Here is an 18092-nt window from a genome sequence, read left to right on the forward strand (position 1 = left end):
GTCGCGCAGGCGACCGTTGTCCACGTGGACCAGGCTCCAGGGTAGGTGCCGGCGCTGCGCCACGCGGCTGGCATGACGCACCAAGCGCTCGGCCTGGTCATCGCCATCCACACCGACCAGCAAGCGCCCACGCAGCGCTGGCGCTGCAGCGCCGCCTTGGCGATAGCCCTGGGCCGCATCGGCATCGACCTGGGCGGCAGCGGCCTGCATGGCCAGTTCGCGCAGCGCGCTGAGGTTGCGCTGGGAAAAGAATGCGTCGATGGCCGCGCGCGCTTGCTCAGGCACATACACCTTGCCTTCGCGCAAGCGTTCGAGCAGGTCGCGCGGCGGCAAGTCCACCAGCAACAGGTCGAACGCTTCGTGCACCACCCAGTCCGGCACCGTTTCACGCACCAGGACACCGGTGATATCGCGCACCCTGTCGTTGAGGCTCTCCAGGTGCTGGACATTGACCGTGGTGTAGACGTCGATGCCGGCGGCCAGCAGTTCCTGCACATCCTGCCAGCGCTTGGCGTGGCGGCTGCCCGGTGCGTTGCTGTGGGCCAACTCGTCTACCAGCACCAGGCTGCCCGGGGTACCGAGCACCCCATCCAGGTCCATTTCGTGCAAGGTCACGCCCCGGTAACGGGTGCGTAGCATCGGTTGCTGGCGCAAGCCTGCCAACAGGGCCTCGGTTTCGGCACGGCCATGGGTTTCGACCACGCCTACCAGTACCGGGCGGCCCATGCGCTGCTGGGCATGGGCGTGCGTGAGCATGGCAAAGGTCTTGCCGACACCGGGCGCGGCGCCAAGAAACACCTTCAGCCGGCCTCGCCCTGGCTGGGGGAAATTCGCCAGCAGCGCATCGGCGCGGTCGGAGTCACTCATGGGATTTCCTTCACAGCAAGGGTCACAGGCCCTGGCCCGAACGGCTCGTCTTTTCCAGCGCCTGGTTAAGGGCCAGGACGTTGACCACCGCAGGGCCCACCAATGGGCGCAGCGTGGCGGCTTCGAGCAGACTCTGCAAGCGTTCGACGGGTAGATGCCGGGCGGCAGCTACCCGTGGCAATTGATACGCCACGGCCTGCGGCGGCAAGTGTGGATCCAGCCCACTGCCCGAGGTCGTGACCAAGGCCAAGGGGACCGGCCCCTGCCCTGGCCGGTACAACGCACCCGCCTGTGCCTGGACACGCTGCATCAACGCGGGATTGCCAGGGGCAAGGTTGCTCGCGCTGCTGGCCACGGTCGCGAAATCACCTGCCGAAGGACGGGAATGAAACCAACCGTCACCCTCGAAGCGCTGGGCGATCAAGGCAGAGCCGCGCACACGCCCCTGCTCGTCTTGCACCAGGCTGCCATTGGCCTGGTAGGGGAACGCCACCTGGGCAATACCCGTGACTGCCAAGGGGTACAGCGCACCTGTCAGAAAGGTCATCGACAGGAGCAGACTCAGGGCCGGGCGTAGGTATGCAGTCATGATGGCCTCCTCAGACCAGGTGCAAGGCGTTGAGCAACAGGTCGATGACCTTGATGCCGGCAAACGGTACGATGATGCCGCCCAGTCCGTAGATCAGCAGGTTGCGCTTGAGCAGCTGCGCAGCGCTGGCAGCCTTGATCTGCACCCCACGCAGGGCCAACGGAATGAGCACGACGATGATCAGTGCGTTGAACACGATGGCAGACAGGATGGCGCTCTGCGGGCTTGCCAGCTGCATGACATTGAGCACGCCCAGCTGCGGGTAAATCACCGCAAACAAGGCTGGCAATATGGCGAAATACTTGGCCACGTCGTTGGCGATGGAAAAGGTGGTCAGCGCCCCACGGGTGACGAGCAGCGCCTTGCCAACCTGCACCACGTCCAGCAGCTTGGTCGGATCACTGTCCAGATCGACCATGTTGGCCGCCTCACGGGCAGCCTGGGTACCGTCGTTCATGGCCATGCCCACATCCGCCTGGGCCAGGGCTGGCGCGTCGTTGGCACCATCGCCGCACATGGCCACCAGGCGCCCGTCTTGCTGCTCCTGGCGAATGCGCGCCAGTTTTTTCTCCGGTGTAGCCTCGGCCAGCACATCGTCCACGCCTGCTTCGGCCGCGATCGCGGCTGCCGTGAGCGGGTTGTCGCCAGTGACCATCACGGTCCTGATGCCCAGTTTGCGCAGTTCGGCAAAGCGTTCGCGAATGCCAGGCTTGACCACATCCTTGAGGTGAATCACGCCCAACAGGCGCTTGTCGACGCAGACCAGCAGCGGCGTACCGCCTGACTGGGCGATGCGCTCTACCTCACGGGCAAGGGCTGGCGGCATGTCCGCGCGCGGCATATCGACGAAGGCAAGGAGCGCATCGACGGCGCCTTTTCGATAACGATGTGCCCCCAGGTCGATACCAGACAGGCGTGTCTGGGCAGTGAAGGCCACCGGTTGGTAGTGCCCGGCCGGCGGTTCGACGAAATCATGAAGCTGATGCAGGTACTCGACGATCGACTTGCCCTCTGCCGTGTCGTCGGCCAGCGAAGCCAGCAAAGCCCCCTCCCCCAGCTCACGGGCCGTCACCCCGGGCGCAGCGTACAGTGCGCTGCAGCGGCGGTTACCGAAAGTGATGGTACCGGTCTTGTCCAGCATCAAGGTGTGCACATCGCCTGCGGCTTCCACGGCGCGCCCTGAACGGGCGATGACATTGAGGCGCACAAGGCGGTCCATGCCGGCGATGCCGATGGCCGAGAGCAGGCCGCCGATGGTGGTGGGAATGAGTGTGACGAGCAACGCCGCCAGGAAGATCAGCGGCAAGCTGCCCCCAGCGAAGTGAGCAAAGGGTTGCAGGGTCACCACCACGATCAGAAACACCAGGGTCAGGCCGATCAACAGCATGTCCAGGGCGATCTCGTTGGGCGTTTTTTGCCGGCGCGCGCCCTCGACCAGGGCGATCATGCGGTCCAGGGTGGAATCACCAGGGTTGCTGGCGATGCGGATCAGCAGCCAGTCCGACACCAGACGGGTATTGCCGGTCACCGCCGAACGATCGCCGCCTGACTCGCGAATGACGGGCGCGGATTCCCCGGTGATGGCTGCCTCGTTGACGGCAGCGATGCCTTCTATCACCTCGGCGTCGGCGGGGATCATCTCCCCAGCCTCGACCCGGACGACATCACCCTTGCGCAGGGACGCGGCCGGGACGTTGTCGAAGCTGCCATCCGGGTTGCGCCGCCTGGCCGAGAGCCCCTGGCTGCCGGCTTTGAGGCTGTCGGCACGGGCTTTACCCCGGCCTTCGGCAAGGGCCTCGGCGAAGTTGGCAAACAGCACGGTGAACCATAGCCAGGCGGCGATCTGCACCGCAACGCCTGGGGTGACGCCATTGGCTGGGGTCAGGCACAGCACGGTGGTCAGTACGGCCGTGATGGCCACCACCAGCATGACAGGTGAGCGCTTGAGCTGACGCGGATCGAGCTTGAGGAACGCCTGCAGCAATGCCGGCCGCCACAGCGCGGCCAGCCGCGTCTGGGCTGCTGCGTCTGGTTGGGCCTTGATCTCTGGAATGGGCATGTTCATGGTCATCTCTCAATAGGCCTGGCTCAAATGGTCGGCAATCGGCCCCAAGGCCAAGGTCGGGAGGAAGGTCAGCCCGCCTACCAGCAGGAGGGTCAGCAGCAGCAGGAAGGTGAACAGTGGCCCATGGGTGGGGAAGCTGTTGGGGCCTTGAGGTGCCTGTGGCTTGGCTGCCAGGCTCCCTGCCAGCGCCAGGATTGGCAGGATGTAACCAAAACGGCCGATCAGCATCGCCAGACCGATCATGAGGTTGTGAAACACCGTGTTGGCGCCAAAGCCTGCGAAGGCTGACCCGTTGTTGGCGGCCCCGGAGGTATAGGCATACAGCAACTGGCTGAAGCCATGGGCACCGGGGTTGCTGACCGCTGTGGCCGGCCCTGGAAGGCTGGCAGCGACGGCGGCCAGTACCAGCACGCCGACCGGCATCACCAACAAGGTCGCCACCAACAGTTGCACCTCACGGGCTTGAAGCTTCTTGCCCAGGTACTCCGGGGTGCGGCCGATCATCAGCCCGCAGAGAAACACCGCGATCAGCACGAACAACAACATGCCGTACAGGCCCGCCCCGACGCCGCCGAAGATGACTTCGCCGACCATCATGTTGACCATGGCCACCATGCCGGTCAGTGGGTTGAGGCTGTCGTGCATGGCATTGACCGAACCGTTGGAGGCGGCCGTGGTGGTGACCGTCCACAACACCGATCCGGTGGTGCCAAAGCGACTTTCCTTGCCTTCCAGAGGGGCTGCCTGCTCTACCTCGCTGGCGTGCAGCGCTGGGTTGGGCTGATGTTCGGACCACAAGGCCGAGGCGCCGCCGACCAGAAACAGTGCAAGCATGCAGGCCACAATGGCGCGGCTCTGGCGCAGGTCTTTCACGTAATGGCCGAACATGAACACCAGAGCCACGGGAATCAGGATGATCGCCGATACCTCGAACAGGTTGCTCCACGCTGTCGGGTTTTCAAACGGATGCGCCGAATTGACGCCGAAGAAGCCGCCGCCGTTGGTACCCAGCTGCTTGATCGCAATCTGGCTGGCTGCCGGGCCGAGCGGGATCAACTGCTCGGCCCCTTGCAACGTCAGGGCATGGGCATAGTCGCTGAAGGTCTGTGGCACGCCCTGCCAGACCAACAGCAGCGCCAGCAGCAAGGACATGGGCAAAAGCCCATAAAGCGTGGCCCGGGTCATGTCCACCCAGAAATTGCCCAGGGCCGCACTGCTGCGACGGGCGATACCACGGCACAGGGCTACCAGCACGGCCAGGCCCGTGGCAGCACTGACGAAGTTCTGCACGGTCAGGCCGAGCATCTGGTTCAGGTAGCTGATGGAGGCCTCACCACTGTAGGCCTGCCAGTTGGTGTTGGTCACGAAACTGACCGCGGTGTTGAAGGCCAGCGACCACTCGAGACCGGGTAAGCGCTGCGGATTCAACGGCAGAAGGCCTTGGCCCAACAGCGCGCCGAACAGCAGGAGGAACCCAACCAAATTGAAGATCAGCAGCGCCAGGGCATAGTGGCGCCAGCCCTGTTGCTGCGATGGGCAAACCCCAGCCAGCCGGTAGCAGGCATTTTCGATCGGTCCCAGTAATGGCGTAAGCCACGTGCGCCGGCCCTCCATGACATTGAAGTAGAACCTTCCCAGCCAAGGGGCCGGTAGCAGGACTATGGCGAAGAAGGCCAGCAGCAAGGCGATATCGTAGGCATGCATGGGCGACCCCTTAACTGCGATCGGCGCGCAATAGCGCCGTCAGCAGGTACACCGCCATGGCCACCGCGATCAGCAGTGACAACCCTTCGAGCACGTTCATGAATGATTCCCCGTTGATGCGGCAGTGGCCGCTTTACGGGGATTTTCGGTCAGGCCAGCGTAAAGGCTCGAGATCGAAGCGGCAGGCCTGGCATAAAGAACACGTAAAGAAAGGTGTTCGGCCAGGCAGCAGGGCTAGGCAGTCGGGGTGGGCTGCACGTTGCGACTCCAGTCCAGCAGCAGGCTGTAGCCTATGGCCAATAACGTCGGGCCAATGAACAGGCCGATGAAGCCGAAGGCAATCAAGCCGCCGAACACGCCGAGCAAGACGATCACCAGCGGTAGGTCTCCGCCACGGCTGATCAGGTAGGGCTTGAGCACGTTGTCCACGCCACTGATGACGAAGGTGCCCCAGATGCCCATGAAGATCGCCATGCCGTACTCACCCTTCCATACCAGCCAGCCGGTCACCGGCAACCAGGCCAGCGGCGGGCCCATGGGGATCAGGCTGAGCATGAAGGTGACCAACCCAAGCACGATGGCACCCGGCACGCCTGCGATGAGAAAGCCGATCAAGGCGAGCAGGGCTTGCGCCGCCGCCGTACCGATCACGCCGTTGACGACCCGTTGTACCGTGCCGGCTACCAGGTTCAGGTAATACTCGGCACGCTCGCCAGTCAGCCGGTGCAGCAGCCGCAGCACGAACGCCGAGAGCCGCGGCCCGTCGCGATAGAAGAAGAACACGAAGACCAGGCTCAGGGTGAGTTCCAGCACGCCACTGCCGATCTGCGCGCTGCGGGCCAGCAACCAGTTACCCACTTGCCCCAGGTAGGGTTTGACCGACGCCAACAGCGCAGCGCCCTGCTGGTCCAGCGACGACCACCAGCTGGCCATGCGTTCGCCTACCAACGGGATGTCGATCAGCCACACGGGCGCATCCGGCAGGCCATCAACCTGCACATCACGCACGAACAAGGTCGCATCACGAATGTGGTCAGCCAGGTTGAAGCCCAGCCAGACCAAAGGCAGCGCCACGATGAGGATCCAGGCGCTGGTCAACAGACCGGCGGCGAGGGTTTCGCGTCCACCCAGCACGCGGGTGAGAAAACGCATCAGGGGCCAGCTGGCGAATGCGAGGATGGCCCCCCACAGCAGCGCCGAAATGAAGGGGGCCATGACCCACAAGCCGGCGCCCAGCAATGCCAGCAACAGGATCTGGATCAGCAGGCGGTCATTTTCAACCATGGTCTTGCCCGTCAACGAATCAGTTCGAGGTGCAGGCCATCGGTGGGCGAGTCGCCGACTTCCAGGCGAGCGCTGCGTACACCGGCCTTTATCAGCGCTTCACGCCAGGCCTCGGCCTGGGCGCCGCTGAGGGTGGCGCGCAAGGTGCTGTCCAGGTTGAGGCTGCGTGCAAGCAGGGTTGCCCAGGCCGGCTGCGGGTCGCTCAAATCAGGATAATCAAGCTTGCCGGTGTCACGCATCTCACGCAGCACGGTTGCAGCCGTGGGCAGCAGCTCACCCAACGGGTGGGCTGCGACGAACTCCTCCACATGCAGGTAGGCCCGCCGGTTGCCACGGGTCACGCTGTAGAGTGCGACCAACGTATCAGCCTGGTCGGCAGAGCGGCGTAGCAGGATGAACGCCTGGCGCTCATCGCCACCATTGAGCCGAGCATTGGCAAAGACTTCGTTGGCCCACAGGCTGGCCTCGCCACAATCGCGGCCTTGGCACCAGAACAACGGGTACCCGCCTTCTTGCTGCAAGCTCTCGCGCGCGCGCGTGAACGCCTCCCGCGCAGAGCGCTCAACCGGCAGTTCATAGGTCGTGGAGCTGACCTGGCCACGGCTCTCGACTTTATCCTCCACCCGCAGACGGCCGCTGATCTTGCGCAGTGGCCCCAATGGGTAGACGCGCTCCTGCTCCACGGCCGGGCGCTGGTCGACAATCTTGGCGTCCACTGGCACGGGCAGGCTGCCGGCCCAGAGCGTAGAGCTGGCGAGCAGCGTACCGGCGGCCAGCAGGCAACGCCAGGCGACAGGCGCAGTCATAGGCAAACCACGCGGCGCCCGGCGTCAAGGTGAAGCATGTACATGTCTGGCAATTGCATGGTTGTCTCCCTGATCAACCCGCCAAGCCTCGACACTTGTCCGGTGCAAGTCAAGCAAAGCCAAAGAAGCGATTGAAACAGTCTGCTACAAGCGTTGCGCCCTGCTCATCGTTCAGGTGTAGGTGATGGCCACCGGGCAAGGTCACCTGTTCAAAGGGTAGCTGCTCAAGCAGCCCTTCGCGACGTGCCAGCATGCCCTGCGCTGCCACCACCAGGCAGCCGGGGCACTTGACGTGTCGCACGTAGGCCATTGCCTGGCCTTGCGTCAGGCGCACTGGCGAGGGCAAAGTCAAGCGGCTGTCGCTGCGCCAGCTGTACCCCCCGGCCACGGGCATCAGCCCACGCTGGGCCAGCAGCTCGGCCGCTTCGCGGCTCACCGCCACCATGCCCTTCATGCGTGCCTCCACGCCTTGGTCCTGCGTGCTGTACACCGACTTGCGCTTGGTATCGAGGCGCATCTGTGCACGCAGCGCCATCCCCAGGCGCTCGGGGGCGTCCTGCTCTTCGCCGGTGGGCGGGATGAGGCCATCGATAAGTGCCAGGTGGCTGACGCGCTCGGGCAGTGCGGCGGCCAGTTGCACGCTGATGATGGCGCCAAGCGAATGGCCCAGCAGCGCGAACTGCTCCCAGCCCAGTTGCTCGGCTGCGCGCACGATGTCGTAGGCGTAGTCGGCCAGCGCGTAGCCGGCACCCGGCGGGCGATGCTGCGAATGGCCATGACCGGCCATGTCCAAGGCCACTATGCGCAGGCCCTGAAGGCGAGGCGCGAGACGCGCGAAGCTGTTGGCGTTGTCCAGCCAGCCGTGCAACGCAATGACCGGCAGGCCGTCCTCGGGGCCGAACACGTGGCCGGCCAGTTCGATATGGCCAAGATTCAAGCGTATGTCTTCGACCTGCACGTTCATGCCTGCCCCCACCTATCGAACAGGCCCTTGATCAGGCTGGCGGTATCTTCCGGGTGCTCCAGCGGGAACATGTGGCCACCCGGAACGCTGTGGTATTCCCCCTTCGGTATGCCCCGCACCGCCAAGGCATGATGGCGGCGCACTACGGTACTGGCCTGGCCACGGACCATGGCCAGCGGCAGGCGCAACTGCCGGACAGGCGCAGGGTTCAGGTGGGGTACGTTGCGATAGATGCTGATTTCGGTAGCAGGATCGAAGCGCAGGGACAGCGTGTGCTGCTGCTCGTGCAAGCCATGTTCGACGTAGGCATCCAGGCAGTCGGGGTCGAAGTGGCGGAACAGTGATCGGCTGGCGAAATACGCGCGGGCACTGAGCCGATCTTCGAATTCGGCGCGCCGCCCTAGCGTCCGACCGGCTGGGGTAATGCGGTCGATCAAGCCCAGGTGCTTGGCGGCGCGCAGCAGCAACTGGTCTGCGCGGGTCAGCACGGGCGAGTCGAGCATGACCACGCCCCGGTAAAGTTCTGGTCGGCGCAGGGCGGCATGCAAATGCAGAACACCCCCCAGCGAATGCCCCACGCCCCAAACGGGGTCGGGCTGCTGCTCAAGATGGTACAACAGCTCGTCCACCAGGCTCTGCCAGTTGGCGTCCACCGGAAACCGCGGGTCATGGCCGTGCTGGGGCAGGCTCTGCACGTGGTAGTCCGGCGCCAGGGCGGCGAACAGCTTGCCGTAGGTGGCCGACGGAAACCCATTGGCATGGGCAAAGAATATCGGTTGCGGCATGGCGGGCTTCCGGGCGCAGAGAATGGCCCATTGTGGGTGTCCACCAGGGCTCAGGCAACGTTCGGAAAGGTCATCGGCAAGGGCGATCAGGTCATGCCGATCGATCAAAGCTGCCCAGCGAGCGTCGCAGGCACGCCTTGATGAAGACTTGATGGCTTTCCAGCGTCTCACGGGCCAGACGCTGGTCATCAGCGTCCAGCTCCAGCCTGCGCAATGCCAGGCAGCTGGTTTGCATCAGATGGGCCACGCGGGTGCAGGCTTGCTGCAAGGCGAGCAGCTCCTGCTCGGCCTGCTGACGTCGATTTTCCTCAAGCGCCGTGTCCGTCTGGATCTTGCGCATCAGGTGGTAGAACTTGGCGTCGGCGACCTCCCGCAGCAAGCTGTGCTGGGCGTGATCCAGGGCGATGCCTTGCTCGACCTTCTCAGTGGTGGTTTGCAGGTCCAGCGAGCACAACAATTTCCACATTTCGCCCGTCATCGACCCAACCTTGTACATGTCCTTTGTGGCAAAGCTAGCAAACCGCAATCGATTAAAACAACTGACAAAAATGCCAGTTGCCTCCCTTGCAAACCCGCTTGGCAAAGCCACGGCAGGCAATCAGCGGGACATGTGCAAGGCCCGTAGCGTCATCAGGCCTGCCAGGGGCCAATCACCCTCAAGTTCCGCCAGGCTGGCAGTGCCCATGGCGGCTGGCCGCTGCAGGTGACCGTGTTCGAGCAGCCCGACCAGGTGCCCGACCAGTGGCTGGTGGCTGACCAACAGCACGTGATCAAGGCCAAGGCGCTCGATCTGGCCGATCGCGTGTTGCACATCGCTCTCGGGGGTCAGCCACGGCACCGTGCTTACCGGCTCGCTCAACCCCAATGCCTCATGAACCAACGCAGCGGTCTGCTGCGCCCGGACATAAGGGCTGGCAATGATCGCCTGCAATGGCTTGCCTGCCAGGTGTGCGGCGCTGTGCAGCACCTGCTCGCGACCATGCGCGGTCAAGCGCCGCTCGGCATCGCGGGTGGCTCGCGGCTCGGCTTCGCCGTGGCGCAACACCCACAGGTTCACAGCTTGGGCTCTTGGTCAGGTTGGGCAGGCTCAGGCGCGCGCGCCACGTGGGGCGCCTCGCCGTCGGCCGGGCGTGGTGCTGGCCAATCGGCAAACGGCCAGGGTTTCTGATCCGTGTGGAAGGTGCCGAAACGTCCGATCTGTGCCAAGTACTGGCTCAGGCTATCGCCAAGGTCCATCACGCTGGCGCTGGGGGCGCCGTAGATCAGCCGATAGATCAACTGGATCACCACCAGGCCTGCGAGCACCAACTCGGCCAATTGCCAGACCACCAGGAAAATCAGCATCCAGACCACACGCAGGATGAGGGACTCGCGCTGGGCGTGTTCAGGGGTATCGTTCATGTGTCGCTCCTTGCCGTTTTGCCAGGGTTATCCGGGCTCAGTTGAAGCCGCTGGTGGAAATGAAATCGACATCGGTCTTCGGCTCGGCGCTCATCAGGTGCTCGATCACCTGGTTCAACGTGCGGCCTTCGAACAGGATGGCATGCAGGCCAGCGACCAGGGGCATGTACACCTGCGCCTGCTGGGCCTTGGCCTTGAGCACCTTGAGGGTATTGACCCCCTCTGCCACTTCCCCCAGCCGACTCACGGCCTCATCCAGGCTCAGCCCCTGGCCGAGCGCGTAGCCCACCTGGTAGTTGCGGCTCTTGGGCGAGGAACAGGTGACGATCAGGTCGCCCACGCCGGCCAGGCCCAGGAAAGTCATGGGGTTGGCACCCTGGCTGACCGCAAAGCGGGTCATCTCGGCCAGTGCCCGGGTGATCAGCATGCTCTTGGTGTTCTCGCCCATGCCCAGCGCCACGGCCATGCCAGCGATGATGGCGTAGACGTTCTTCAAGGCGCCGCCGAGTTCCACGCCAAAACGGTCACTGCTGGCATACACGCGGAAAGTCTTGCCATGCAGCACAGCCTGCACCTGCTGGCACAAAAGCTCGTCTTCACTGGCCACCACGGTGGCAGTCAGGGCGTGCTCGGCAATTTCCCGGGCAAGGTTGGGCCCGGAAAGCACACCTATGCGCGCCTGCGGGGCGATCTCCTCGACGATCTGGCTCATCAGTTTGAACGTCTGGGCCTCGATCCCTTTGGTGAGGCTGACCAGCCCCTTGCCACGCAACAGGTCGGCATGTGGCGCCAATACGCTGCGCAAGGCGCTGGAGGGCAAGGCCACGAAAATCAGGTCGCAGGCCTTAAGCGTGGCCAGCAGGTCACTGACCGGCTCCACCCCTTCGTGCAGCCCGATGCCCTTGAGGTAACGCGGGTTCTCGCGATGCTCGCGCATCGCCTGGGCCTGTGCCGGGTCGCGCATCCATTGACGCACTGGCACACCGTTCTGTGCCAGCAGGTTGGCCACGGCCGTGCCAAAGCTGCCGCCGCCCAGAACTGCAACAGGTTGCTGATCAGTCATATCCAATCCGTTAACACCTAAAATAAATGGCGACCGGCGCATTATACGGGTCGCCTGCCCCGCGCCAAGGCCGGTCGGGCATCGCTCATCCAGGCCAGGTATGTACCCACCGGTCGGCGAGCATCAATACCGCCGCAGATCACTGGCAAAACGGCAAAGTTCATTTACCATGCCGGTTTACCCACGATACAAGGCCGCTCCGTGCTCCCTGGCTCGCCTCCCTACCCGCGGCTGTTGCTGTTGACCGCCCTGCTCGGTGCACCTGCCCTGGCAGATGACTTGTTCATCGACAACAGTGACCTGCCACAGGTTTTGACTGCAACACGCCTCAAACAATCCCCGGCTGCGGTGCCAGGGAGCATGACCGTGCTCGACAGCGCGTTGATCCGGGCCAGCGGCGCGCGTGACATTCCCGAACTGCTGAGGCTCGTGCCGGGCATGATGGTGGGCTACGGGGCGGGCAATCAACCGACCGTCAATTACCACGGCAGCAACGTCAACGAAGCACGTCGCATGCAGGTGCTGATCGACGGCCGCTCGGTGTACCGGGCAGGGCTGGCTACGGTGGACTGGAGCGATATCCCGCTGGCGCTGGAGGACATCGACCGGATCGAGGTGTTCAGGGGGCCGAACACGGTCAGCTATGGCGCCAATGCCCTGATGGCCGTGGTGAACATTCTCACCCGCAATCCTGCCGACAGCCACGGCACGCGTCTGAAAGTCACACGCGGGCAGAACGGCATCGACGACTTCTATGCCAGCCAGGGCTTTGGCTGGGACAACGGCGATATGCGTCTATCGCTGTCGGGCCAGCAGGATGACGGGTTCGACCATGACCAGTTCGGCCAGGACTACCGTGACAGCCGCCGCGCCACACGTTTGAACCTGAGCGCCAGCCATACCCTGACGGTGGACCAGACACTGGAATGGCAACTGGCCGCCAAGGAAGGCACCAACCAGCGGCCTTATACCTACCAGCCGGTATTCCCGTTCGTGACCCAGCGCGGCAAGGATGCCGACGTCAAGGCCATGGACTATGCAGGCTCGGTGCGTTGGAACATCGACTTTGCCGCTGAACACAGCCTGTATGTCCAGGGCTCGGCGCAGCATTTCGACCGCCAGCAGGTGTGGCGAGCCTGCGACGCGGCGCTGTCCTTCAGCCCCGAACTTACCCGCCTCTGGCAGATGAACCCCAATTACGCCGAGCGGGTAGCCCGTGGCGCGAACAACCCGCCACCTAGCAGCAACCCCCAGGAGCAGGCCCTGGTCGATGCGATCAAGGCACAGTGGAACAGTCAGGGCGGCAGTGACGTGGTGTGCGGCGATGTCGACCAGAGCACGCGCGAAACCCGCTATGACCTGGAAATTCAGGACACCTACAGCCTGACCGACAGCCTGCGCCTGCTCAGCGGCATGAACTATCGCTATGATCGTGCCGACTCGCAGACCTACTTCAATGGCAGCGTCGACGACCAGACCTGGCGGCTTTTCGGGCAACTGGAATGGCGAGCCGACGAGCACTGGATCGTGCAGGGTGGCGCCATGTTCGAGGATTCGCGGCTCTCTGGCAGCTCGCTTACCCCACGGTTGGCGGTCAATTACCTGATCACCCCGCGCCATGGCCTGCGCGCCGTCTATTCCGAGGCGGTACGTTCGCCTGACATGTTCGAAAACAACGTCAACTGGAGCTACACCGTCAAGAACCTGATGCCCTACGCCTTTGGCCAGCAGCATGGCGAATACTTCGTCAAGACCCGCGGCCCTGGTGACCTGGAGCAGGAGCACATGCGCTCGCGTGAGCTGGGCTACAACGGTTATTTCAGCGACCTGGACCTGAGCATGGACCTGAAGGTGTTCTACGACGAGATCACTGGCATGATCAGCGAGCCGCTCAAGAACAACCAGTACATTGCCAGCAATGCGAACCGGGCGCGCTTCAGCGGCAGCGAGGCCCAGTTCGATTGGCGCCCTACCCTGCGCGACCGGCTGCGCTTGACCTTCGCCCATGTCGACGCCTGGGCCAGCAATCCTGCCGACCGCAACCTCAGCGCCAGCAACAGCGGCTCTGCCGGCTGGATGAGGGACTGGGGCCACGGCTGGTCCAGTGGCGCTTTCTACTACGGTGACGATGCCCTCAATCAGTACCGCTACGAGCGCCTGGACCTGCGCGTGGCCAAGCGCTGGCGCGTGTACGGGAGCAATCTGGAACTGGCAGCCCTGTGGCAGCAACGCCTGGATGATGAGCCCACCACCGCCGTGCAGAACCGCTATGACAGCCGGCAGCGGCTGAGCCTGAGCGCGGAGCTGGAGTTCTGATGGTTCGCTTGCTGCGCCTGTTGGTGCTATGGCTGTGGCCATTGGGGCAGTTGTCCGCCAGCGAGATCTTGCTGGTCGGCGCCCAGGACCAGCCCGGCATCCGCAGCTTCATCGCTGCCCTGGAAAGTCGACGCCCCAATGACCACGTGCATTTTCAGGCTGCCAGCGAGCTGCCTGCGCCGAACCGGCTCGACCTGGACCTGCGCCTGGTGTTGCTGGACGACGAGGCATTACAGTGGCGCCTGTCGCAAACCGCCGGCCCACCGGCACTGGCCATGAGGGTCAGCCGGGTGCAGGTGGAACAGCGCCTGGGAAAGTCACGCCCCGGGTTTCTCACCTTGTTGTGGAGCGACCCGCCACTGGATCGGCAGTTGCGCCTGACCCGCTACCTGTTGCCGCAAGCCAGGCGCATCGGGGTGCTCTACGGTGAACACAGTGGGTTTCTGCTTGATGAGCTGCGCCGTGCCGCGCAACCGCTTGGCCTCGAGATCGTGGCACAGGCTTGGCCCGACCCACGTGACAGCCGCCCCCTGCAACACCTGCTGGGCAGCAGTGACGTGCTGCTCGGGCTTGATGATCCGGACCTGTACAATTCCAAGACAGCGAAAAACCTGTTGCTCAGCAGTTACGGCCGTCAAATGGCCCTGATTGGCCCCAATGCCGGATTCGTCCGTGCCGGCGCGCTGGCCAGCACCTACAGCGACCAGCAAGATTGGTTAAGCGTGCTCGACAGCCTGCTCGGGCAATCACCTGCGCGCTGGCCCCGCAGCCTCTACCCAGCCCATTTCGGGGTCAGCGGCAATCAGCAGGTGGCACGGGCGCTGGGCCTGGAGCCCATTGATCCCGACACCGCTGCCCAAGCCTTGGCTGATGGAGAGCGCACCCCATGACCAAGGGCCTGAACTGGGACATTCATACGCGCACGCAGATCATCAGCCTAGGCCCGGCGCTGCTGCTGACGCTGCTATTGATCAGCTTCTTCACGTTCGTGCGCATCCAGGATTTGCGTCAGGAGCTCAACCACACCGGCCAATTGATCGCCAACCAGCTCGCGCCCGCGTCCGAATACGGGGTCATCTCAGGCAACAACGAAGTGCTCGAAGGCCTGATGCGCGCCACGCTGAGCATTCCCCACGTGCGGTTCCTGGAGGTACAGGACAGTCGCAATCACATTCTGGTGTACGTCGAGCAGTCTGACGAAAGCACCAACCGTGCCCAGCAGGTGGAAGTGTTTCAAGCGCCGATTCGTCTGCAGCAGATACGACTCGAAAGCGACTTTTTGCAGGAAGGCCTGGCGGCTGCCCCGGCCATCGGCGATGACTACCTGGGCCGGGTCATCGTCGGCATGTCGGACGATGCATTCAGCCAGCGTCAGCAGGAGATCGTGATCAAGGCCGCAGTGCTGGCGTTGTTCGCACTGCTGTTCACATTTTTGCTGGCTCGCCGTCTGGCCATGAGCCTGGCCAAGCCCATCAGCGACATGGGCCATGCCGTCAAGGCCATCCAGCAGGGTCACTACGACACGCCGGTTCCGGTGGTGGACGACAGCGAGCTAGGGCATCTGGCCCGGCACATCAATAACCTGGCGCATGCGCTCGAGCAGGCCAGCACCGAGCAGAAAAAAGCCATCGCCGAGCTGATCCAGGCACGTGAGGAAGCCGAGCAGGCCAACCGCGCCAAGTCTGATTTCCTGGCCATGATGAGCCACGAGCTGCGCACACCGCTAAACGGCGTATTGGGCATGCTGCAATTGCTCGAAACCACCTCGATGAGCAGCGAGCAGGCCGACTACACCGCGGTGGCGAGCGAGTCGACGGGGCATCTGCTGCGGGTCATCAATGACATCCTCGATTTTTCGCGGATCGAACGGGCGGCCTTGCAGCTCGAACACATCGATTTCAACCTCGGCGAGCTCATCACCCACTGCGTCCAGTCGTTCCAGCATGCTGCACAGCAACAAGGTCTGGCGCTCGACTTGAGCCTGGCCGAGGACACCGCCCAGTTGCAGGTGAACGGCGATCCTACCCGGATCCGGCAGATTCTCCTGAACCTGATCGGTAATGCCCTGAAGTTCACCGAGCAGGGGCAGGTGCGGGTCGAAGCCCGTTGGCAGTTGATGGATGAGCAGCGCATCTGGCTGACATGCAGCGTGCAGGACACGGGCATCGGCATTGACAATGATCGTCTGGAGATGATGTTCGTCGCTTTCCAGCAGGCCGACAGCTCGATTTCTCGCCGCTACGGCGGCACCGGCCTGGGCCTGTCCATCGCGCGCACCCTGGCCGAGCGCATGGGCGGGCACCTGCACGGTCAGAGCCTTGAAGGCCATGGCTCGACCTTCACGCTGGAGATGCCACTGGCACTGCCAGCATCGGCGCGCCAGATCCGCCGCGCTGCGCCGCCCGGCCAGCTTGCCTGGACCGAACCCACCAGGGTACTGCTGGTCGAAGACAATGCTGTCAACCAGAGCGTCACCGAGGCCATGTTGTGCAGCCTGGGCGTTGAGGTGAGCACGGCCGACGACGGCCAGCAGGCCGTGGAGCTGGTCAGGCTGCAACGTTTCGCCGCCGTTTTCATGGACTGTGGCCTGCCCTACATGGATGGTTACGAGGCCACGCGCCAGATGCGCCTGCTGACCCACGGTGCACACGTACCGATCATCGCCCTGACTGCCAATGCATTGCAGGGTGATCGCGAACGATGCCTTGCCGCAGGAATGGATGACTATCTGAGCAAACCCCTGCGCCGCAGTGAATTGCAGCAGGTGCTGGTGCGCTGGCTGCCAGGACAGGCAACCGCGACTGGCGATAAATGCTAAAGTGCGGCAGTCTTAAACACTGGACAGGACTCCTTTCGGACCTGAAAATAGACGTTTCAGTGCACACCTGTACTTCTTTCGACAGGTGCGCTGTGACTTTCACTACAACGCAATAGTCTACCTGTAGGCTGCCGCCCCGTTCGCGATGCGTGACGGGCTGGCCGGGAAGATTCATCCCCTGCCGCAGGGGGTTATTGAGGAGCTCGCATGACCAAACAACACGCCTTTACTCGGGAAGACCTGCTGCGCTGCAGTCGCGGTGAGCTGTTCGGCCCAGGTAATGCGCAACTGCCCGCGCCGAACATGCTGATGGTCGATCGCATCACCCACATCAGTGAAGAAGGCGGCAAGTACGGCAAAGGTGAATTGGTCGCCGAGCTGGACATCAATCCTGATCTTTGGTTTTTTGCCTGCCATTTCGAAGGCGACCCAGTGATGCCAGGCTGCCTGGGCCTCGATGCCATGTGGCAGCTGGTCGGCTTTTTCCTGGGCTGGCAAGGCCTGCCGGGCCGCGGTCGTGCACTGGGCTCCGGTGAAGTGAAGTTCTTCGGCCAGGTGCTGCCTACCGCCAAGAACGTCACCTACAACATTCACATCAAGCGCGTGCTCAAAGGCAAGCTGAACATGGCCATCGCCGATGGTTCGGTCAGCGTCGACGGCCGCGAGATCTACACCGCCGAAGGCCTGCGGGTCGGCGTGTTCACCTCCACTGACAACTTCTAAGGGTTATTCGCATGCGCCGCGTCGTTATCACTGGTCTGGGCATCGTGTCGTGCCTGGGCAATGACAAAGCTACCGTCACCGAAAACCTGCGCAACAGCCGTCCGGGTATCCGTTACAACCCGGAATACAAGGAAATGGGGCTGCGTAGCCAGGTTTCCGGCTCCATCGACCTCAACCTCGAAGAGCTGATCGACCGCAAGGTCTTCCGTTTCGTCGGGCATGCGGCTGCCTACGCCTACCTGGCGATGCAGGACGCCATCAAGGACTCGGGCCTGACCGATGAGCAGGTCTCCAGCCCACGTACCGGCCTGGTGGCCGGCTCCGGCGGTGCATCGACCCTGAACCAGATGGAAGCGCTGGATACTCTGCGCGAAAAAGGCGTCAAGCGTGTAGGCCCTTACCGGGTCACTCGCACCATGGGCAGCACCGTTTCGGCGTGCCTGGCGACGCCGTTCAAGATCAAGGGCATCAACTACTCGATCTCTTCCGCCTGCGCTACATCGGCTCACTGCATCGGCACCGCACTGGAGCAGATCCAGTGGGGCAAGCAGGACATCGTGTTCGCCGGCGGCGGTGAAGAAGAGCACTGGAGCCAGTCGTTCCTGTTCGATGCCATGGGCGCCCTGTCGACCAAGCGCAACGAAACCCCGGAACTGGCCTCGCGTGCCTATGACGCGGACCGTGATGGCTTCGTCATCGCCGGCGGC

Annotated in this window: 18 protein-coding genes; 5 read left to right on the plus strand and 13 right to left on the minus strand. The window is 63.5% G+C overall.

Annotated features, from left to right (window positions below; translation table 11 throughout):
- The 13 genes from B2S33_RS20585 to B2S33_RS20645 form a co-directional block, all read right to left on the minus strand.
- Positions 1-867: universal stress protein (locus tag B2S33_RS20585; RefSeq protein ID WP_349681308.1), on the minus strand; the 867-nt coding region annotated here is incomplete at its 3' end.
- Between the two features lie 22 nt (positions 868-889).
- On the minus strand, positions 890-1456 hold the full coding sequence (gene kdpC / locus B2S33_RS20590; protein WP_027916273.1) for a potassium-transporting ATPase subunit KdpC: 567 nt from the start codon (positions 1454-1456) through the stop codon (positions 890-892).
- Positions 1457-1466: 10 nt separating this feature from the next.
- Positions 1467-3521 carry a potassium-transporting ATPase subunit KdpB gene (gene kdpB, locus B2S33_RS20595; RefSeq protein WP_110607443.1) on the minus strand — a complete coding sequence of 685 codons (2055 nt, stop codon included), beginning with the start codon at positions 3519-3521 and terminating at the stop codon, positions 1467-1469.
- A gap of 9 nt (positions 3522-3530) precedes the next feature.
- Positions 3531-5225 carry a potassium-transporting ATPase subunit KdpA gene (gene kdpA, locus B2S33_RS20600; protein ID WP_110607444.1) on the minus strand — a complete coding sequence of 565 codons (1695 nt, stop codon included), beginning with the start codon at positions 5223-5225 and terminating at the stop codon, positions 3531-3533.
- 10 nt (positions 5226-5235) lie between these two features.
- Entirely contained in the window at positions 5236-5325 is a 90-nt protein-coding gene (kdpF, locus tag B2S33_RS20605; RefSeq protein ID WP_023533591.1) for a K(+)-transporting ATPase subunit F, read from the minus strand.
- 134 nt (positions 5326-5459) lie between these two features.
- Positions 5460-6509, minus strand: coding sequence for an AI-2E family transporter (locus B2S33_RS20610; protein ID WP_059184147.1), 1050 nt, complete (start codon positions 6507-6509; stop codon positions 5460-5462).
- Between the two features lie 11 nt (positions 6510-6520).
- Entirely contained in the window at positions 6521-7315 is a 795-nt protein-coding gene (locus B2S33_RS20615; RefSeq protein ID WP_049695680.1) for a DUF4892 domain-containing protein, read from the minus strand.
- Positions 7316-7424: 109 nt separating this feature from the next.
- The gene (locus B2S33_RS20620; protein WP_027916278.1) at positions 7425-8279 is read right to left on the minus strand and encodes an alpha/beta hydrolase; all 855 of its coding nucleotides are present in this window, start codon (positions 8277-8279) and stop codon (positions 7425-7427) included.
- Positions 8276-9064: an alpha/beta fold hydrolase gene (locus B2S33_RS20625; RefSeq protein WP_027916279.1), complete on the minus strand. Its 789-nt coding sequence runs from the start codon at positions 9062-9064 to the stop codon at positions 8276-8278. Before B2S33_RS20625 ends, B2S33_RS20620 begins: the two co-directional genes overlap by 4 nt.
- Positions 9065-9155: 91 nt before the next feature.
- Positions 9156-9530 carry a hypothetical protein gene (locus tag B2S33_RS20630; RefSeq protein WP_028686587.1) on the minus strand — a complete coding sequence of 125 codons (375 nt, stop codon included), beginning with the start codon at positions 9528-9530 and terminating at the stop codon, positions 9156-9158.
- A gap of 132 nt (positions 9531-9662) precedes the next feature.
- Positions 9663-10121 (minus strand): phosphohistidine phosphatase SixA, encoded by a 459-nt coding sequence (sixA, locus tag B2S33_RS20635; RefSeq protein WP_110607445.1) that lies wholly within the window; start codon positions 10119-10121, stop codon positions 9663-9665.
- Entirely contained in the window at positions 10118-10465 is a 348-nt protein-coding gene (locus B2S33_RS20640) for a DUF4389 domain-containing protein (protein WP_028686589.1), read from the minus strand. The genes sixA and B2S33_RS20640 overlap by 4 nt, the downstream gene beginning before the upstream one ends.
- A 37-nt stretch (positions 10466-10502) precedes the next feature.
- A complete protein-coding gene (locus B2S33_RS20645; RefSeq protein ID WP_027916283.1) occupies positions 10503-11528 on the minus strand; it encodes an NAD(P)H-dependent glycerol-3-phosphate dehydrogenase in 1026 nt (341 codons plus the stop codon).
- Between the two features lie 201 nt (positions 11529-11729).
- Here B2S33_RS20645 and B2S33_RS20650 point away from each other — a divergent pair, with 201 nt between their 5' ends.
- The 5 genes from B2S33_RS20650 to B2S33_RS20670 form a co-directional block, all read left to right on the plus strand.
- Positions 11730-13844 (plus strand): TonB-dependent receptor plug domain-containing protein, encoded by a 2115-nt coding sequence (locus B2S33_RS20650; RefSeq protein ID WP_027916284.1) that lies wholly within the window; start codon positions 11730-11732, stop codon positions 13842-13844.
- A complete protein-coding gene (locus B2S33_RS20655) occupies positions 13844-14734 on the plus strand; it encodes an ABC transporter substrate-binding protein (RefSeq protein WP_288650997.1) in 891 nt (296 codons plus the stop codon). The genes B2S33_RS20650 and B2S33_RS20655 overlap by 1 nt, the downstream gene beginning before the upstream one ends.
- Positions 14731-16662 carry an ATP-binding protein gene (locus B2S33_RS20660; RefSeq protein ID WP_027916286.1) on the plus strand — a complete coding sequence of 644 codons (1932 nt, stop codon included), beginning with the start codon at positions 14731-14733 and terminating at the stop codon, positions 16660-16662. The genes B2S33_RS20655 and B2S33_RS20660 overlap by 4 nt, the downstream gene beginning before the upstream one ends.
- Positions 16663-16869: 207 nt before the next feature.
- A complete protein-coding gene (fabA, locus tag B2S33_RS20665) occupies positions 16870-17385 on the plus strand; it encodes a 3-hydroxyacyl-[acyl-carrier-protein] dehydratase FabA (protein WP_023533607.1) in 516 nt (171 codons plus the stop codon).
- An 11-nt stretch (positions 17386-17396) separates the two neighbouring features.
- The coding region (locus B2S33_RS20670) for a beta-ketoacyl synthase N-terminal-like domain-containing protein (RefSeq protein ID WP_288650998.1) at positions 17397-18092 on the plus strand (696 nt) is incomplete at its 3' end.

It is taken from the genome of Pseudomonas sp. UBA5568 (assembly GCF_002425525.1).
In the GTDB taxonomy this organism is placed as follows: Bacteria; Pseudomonadota; Gammaproteobacteria; order Pseudomonadales; family Pseudomonadaceae; genus Aquipseudomonas; species Aquipseudomonas fulva.

What these genes read in the sequence shown, in the direction of transcription:
- kdpC (WP_027916273.1), bottom strand. Translation starts at nt 1,456, where the DNA reads ATGACTGCATACCTACGCCCGGCCCTGAGTCTGCTCCTGTCGATGACC.
- kdpB (WP_110607443.1), bottom strand. Translation starts at nt 3,521, where the DNA reads ATGAACATGCCCATTCCAGAGATCAAGGCCCAACCAGACGCAGCAGCC.
- kdpA (WP_110607444.1), bottom strand. Translation starts at nt 5,225, where the DNA reads ATGCATGCCTACGATATCGCCTTGCTGCTGGCCTTCTTCGCCATAGTC.
- kdpF (WP_023533591.1), bottom strand. Translation starts at nt 5,325, where the DNA reads ATGAACGTGCTCGAAGGGTTGTCACTGCTGATCGCGGTGGCCATGGCG.
- B2S33_RS20610 (WP_059184147.1), bottom strand. Translation starts at nt 6,509, where the DNA reads ATGGTTGAAAATGACCGCCTGCTGATCCAGATCCTGTTGCTGGCATTG.
- B2S33_RS20615 (WP_049695680.1), bottom strand. Translation starts at nt 7,315, where the DNA reads ATGACTGCGCCTGTCGCCTGGCGTTGCCTGCTGGCCGCCGGTACGCTG.
- B2S33_RS20620 (WP_027916278.1), bottom strand. Translation starts at nt 8,279, where the DNA reads ATGAACGTGCAGGTCGAAGACATACGCTTGAATCTTGGCCATATCGAA.
- B2S33_RS20625 (WP_027916279.1), bottom strand. Translation starts at nt 9,064, where the DNA reads ATGCCGCAACCGATATTCTTTGCCCATGCCAATGGGTTTCCGTCGGCC.
- B2S33_RS20630 (WP_028686587.1), bottom strand. Translation starts at nt 9,530, where the DNA reads ATGTGGAAATTGTTGTGCTCGCTGGACCTGCAAACCACCACTGAGAAG.
- B2S33_RS20640 (WP_028686589.1), bottom strand. Translation starts at nt 10,465, where the DNA reads ATGAACGATACCCCTGAACACGCCCAGCGCGAGTCCCTCATCCTGCGT.
- B2S33_RS20645 (WP_027916283.1), bottom strand. Translation starts at nt 11,528, where the DNA reads ATGACTGATCAGCAACCTGTTGCAGTTCTGGGCGGCGGCAGCTTTGGC.
- B2S33_RS20655 (WP_288650997.1), top strand. Translation starts at nt 13,844, where the DNA reads ATGGTTCGCTTGCTGCGCCTGTTGGTGCTATGGCTGTGGCCATTGGGG.
- B2S33_RS20660 (WP_027916286.1), top strand. Translation starts at nt 14,731, where the DNA reads ATGACCAAGGGCCTGAACTGGGACATTCATACGCGCACGCAGATCATC.
- fabA (WP_023533607.1), top strand. Translation starts at nt 16,870, where the DNA reads ATGACCAAACAACACGCCTTTACTCGGGAAGACCTGCTGCGCTGCAGT.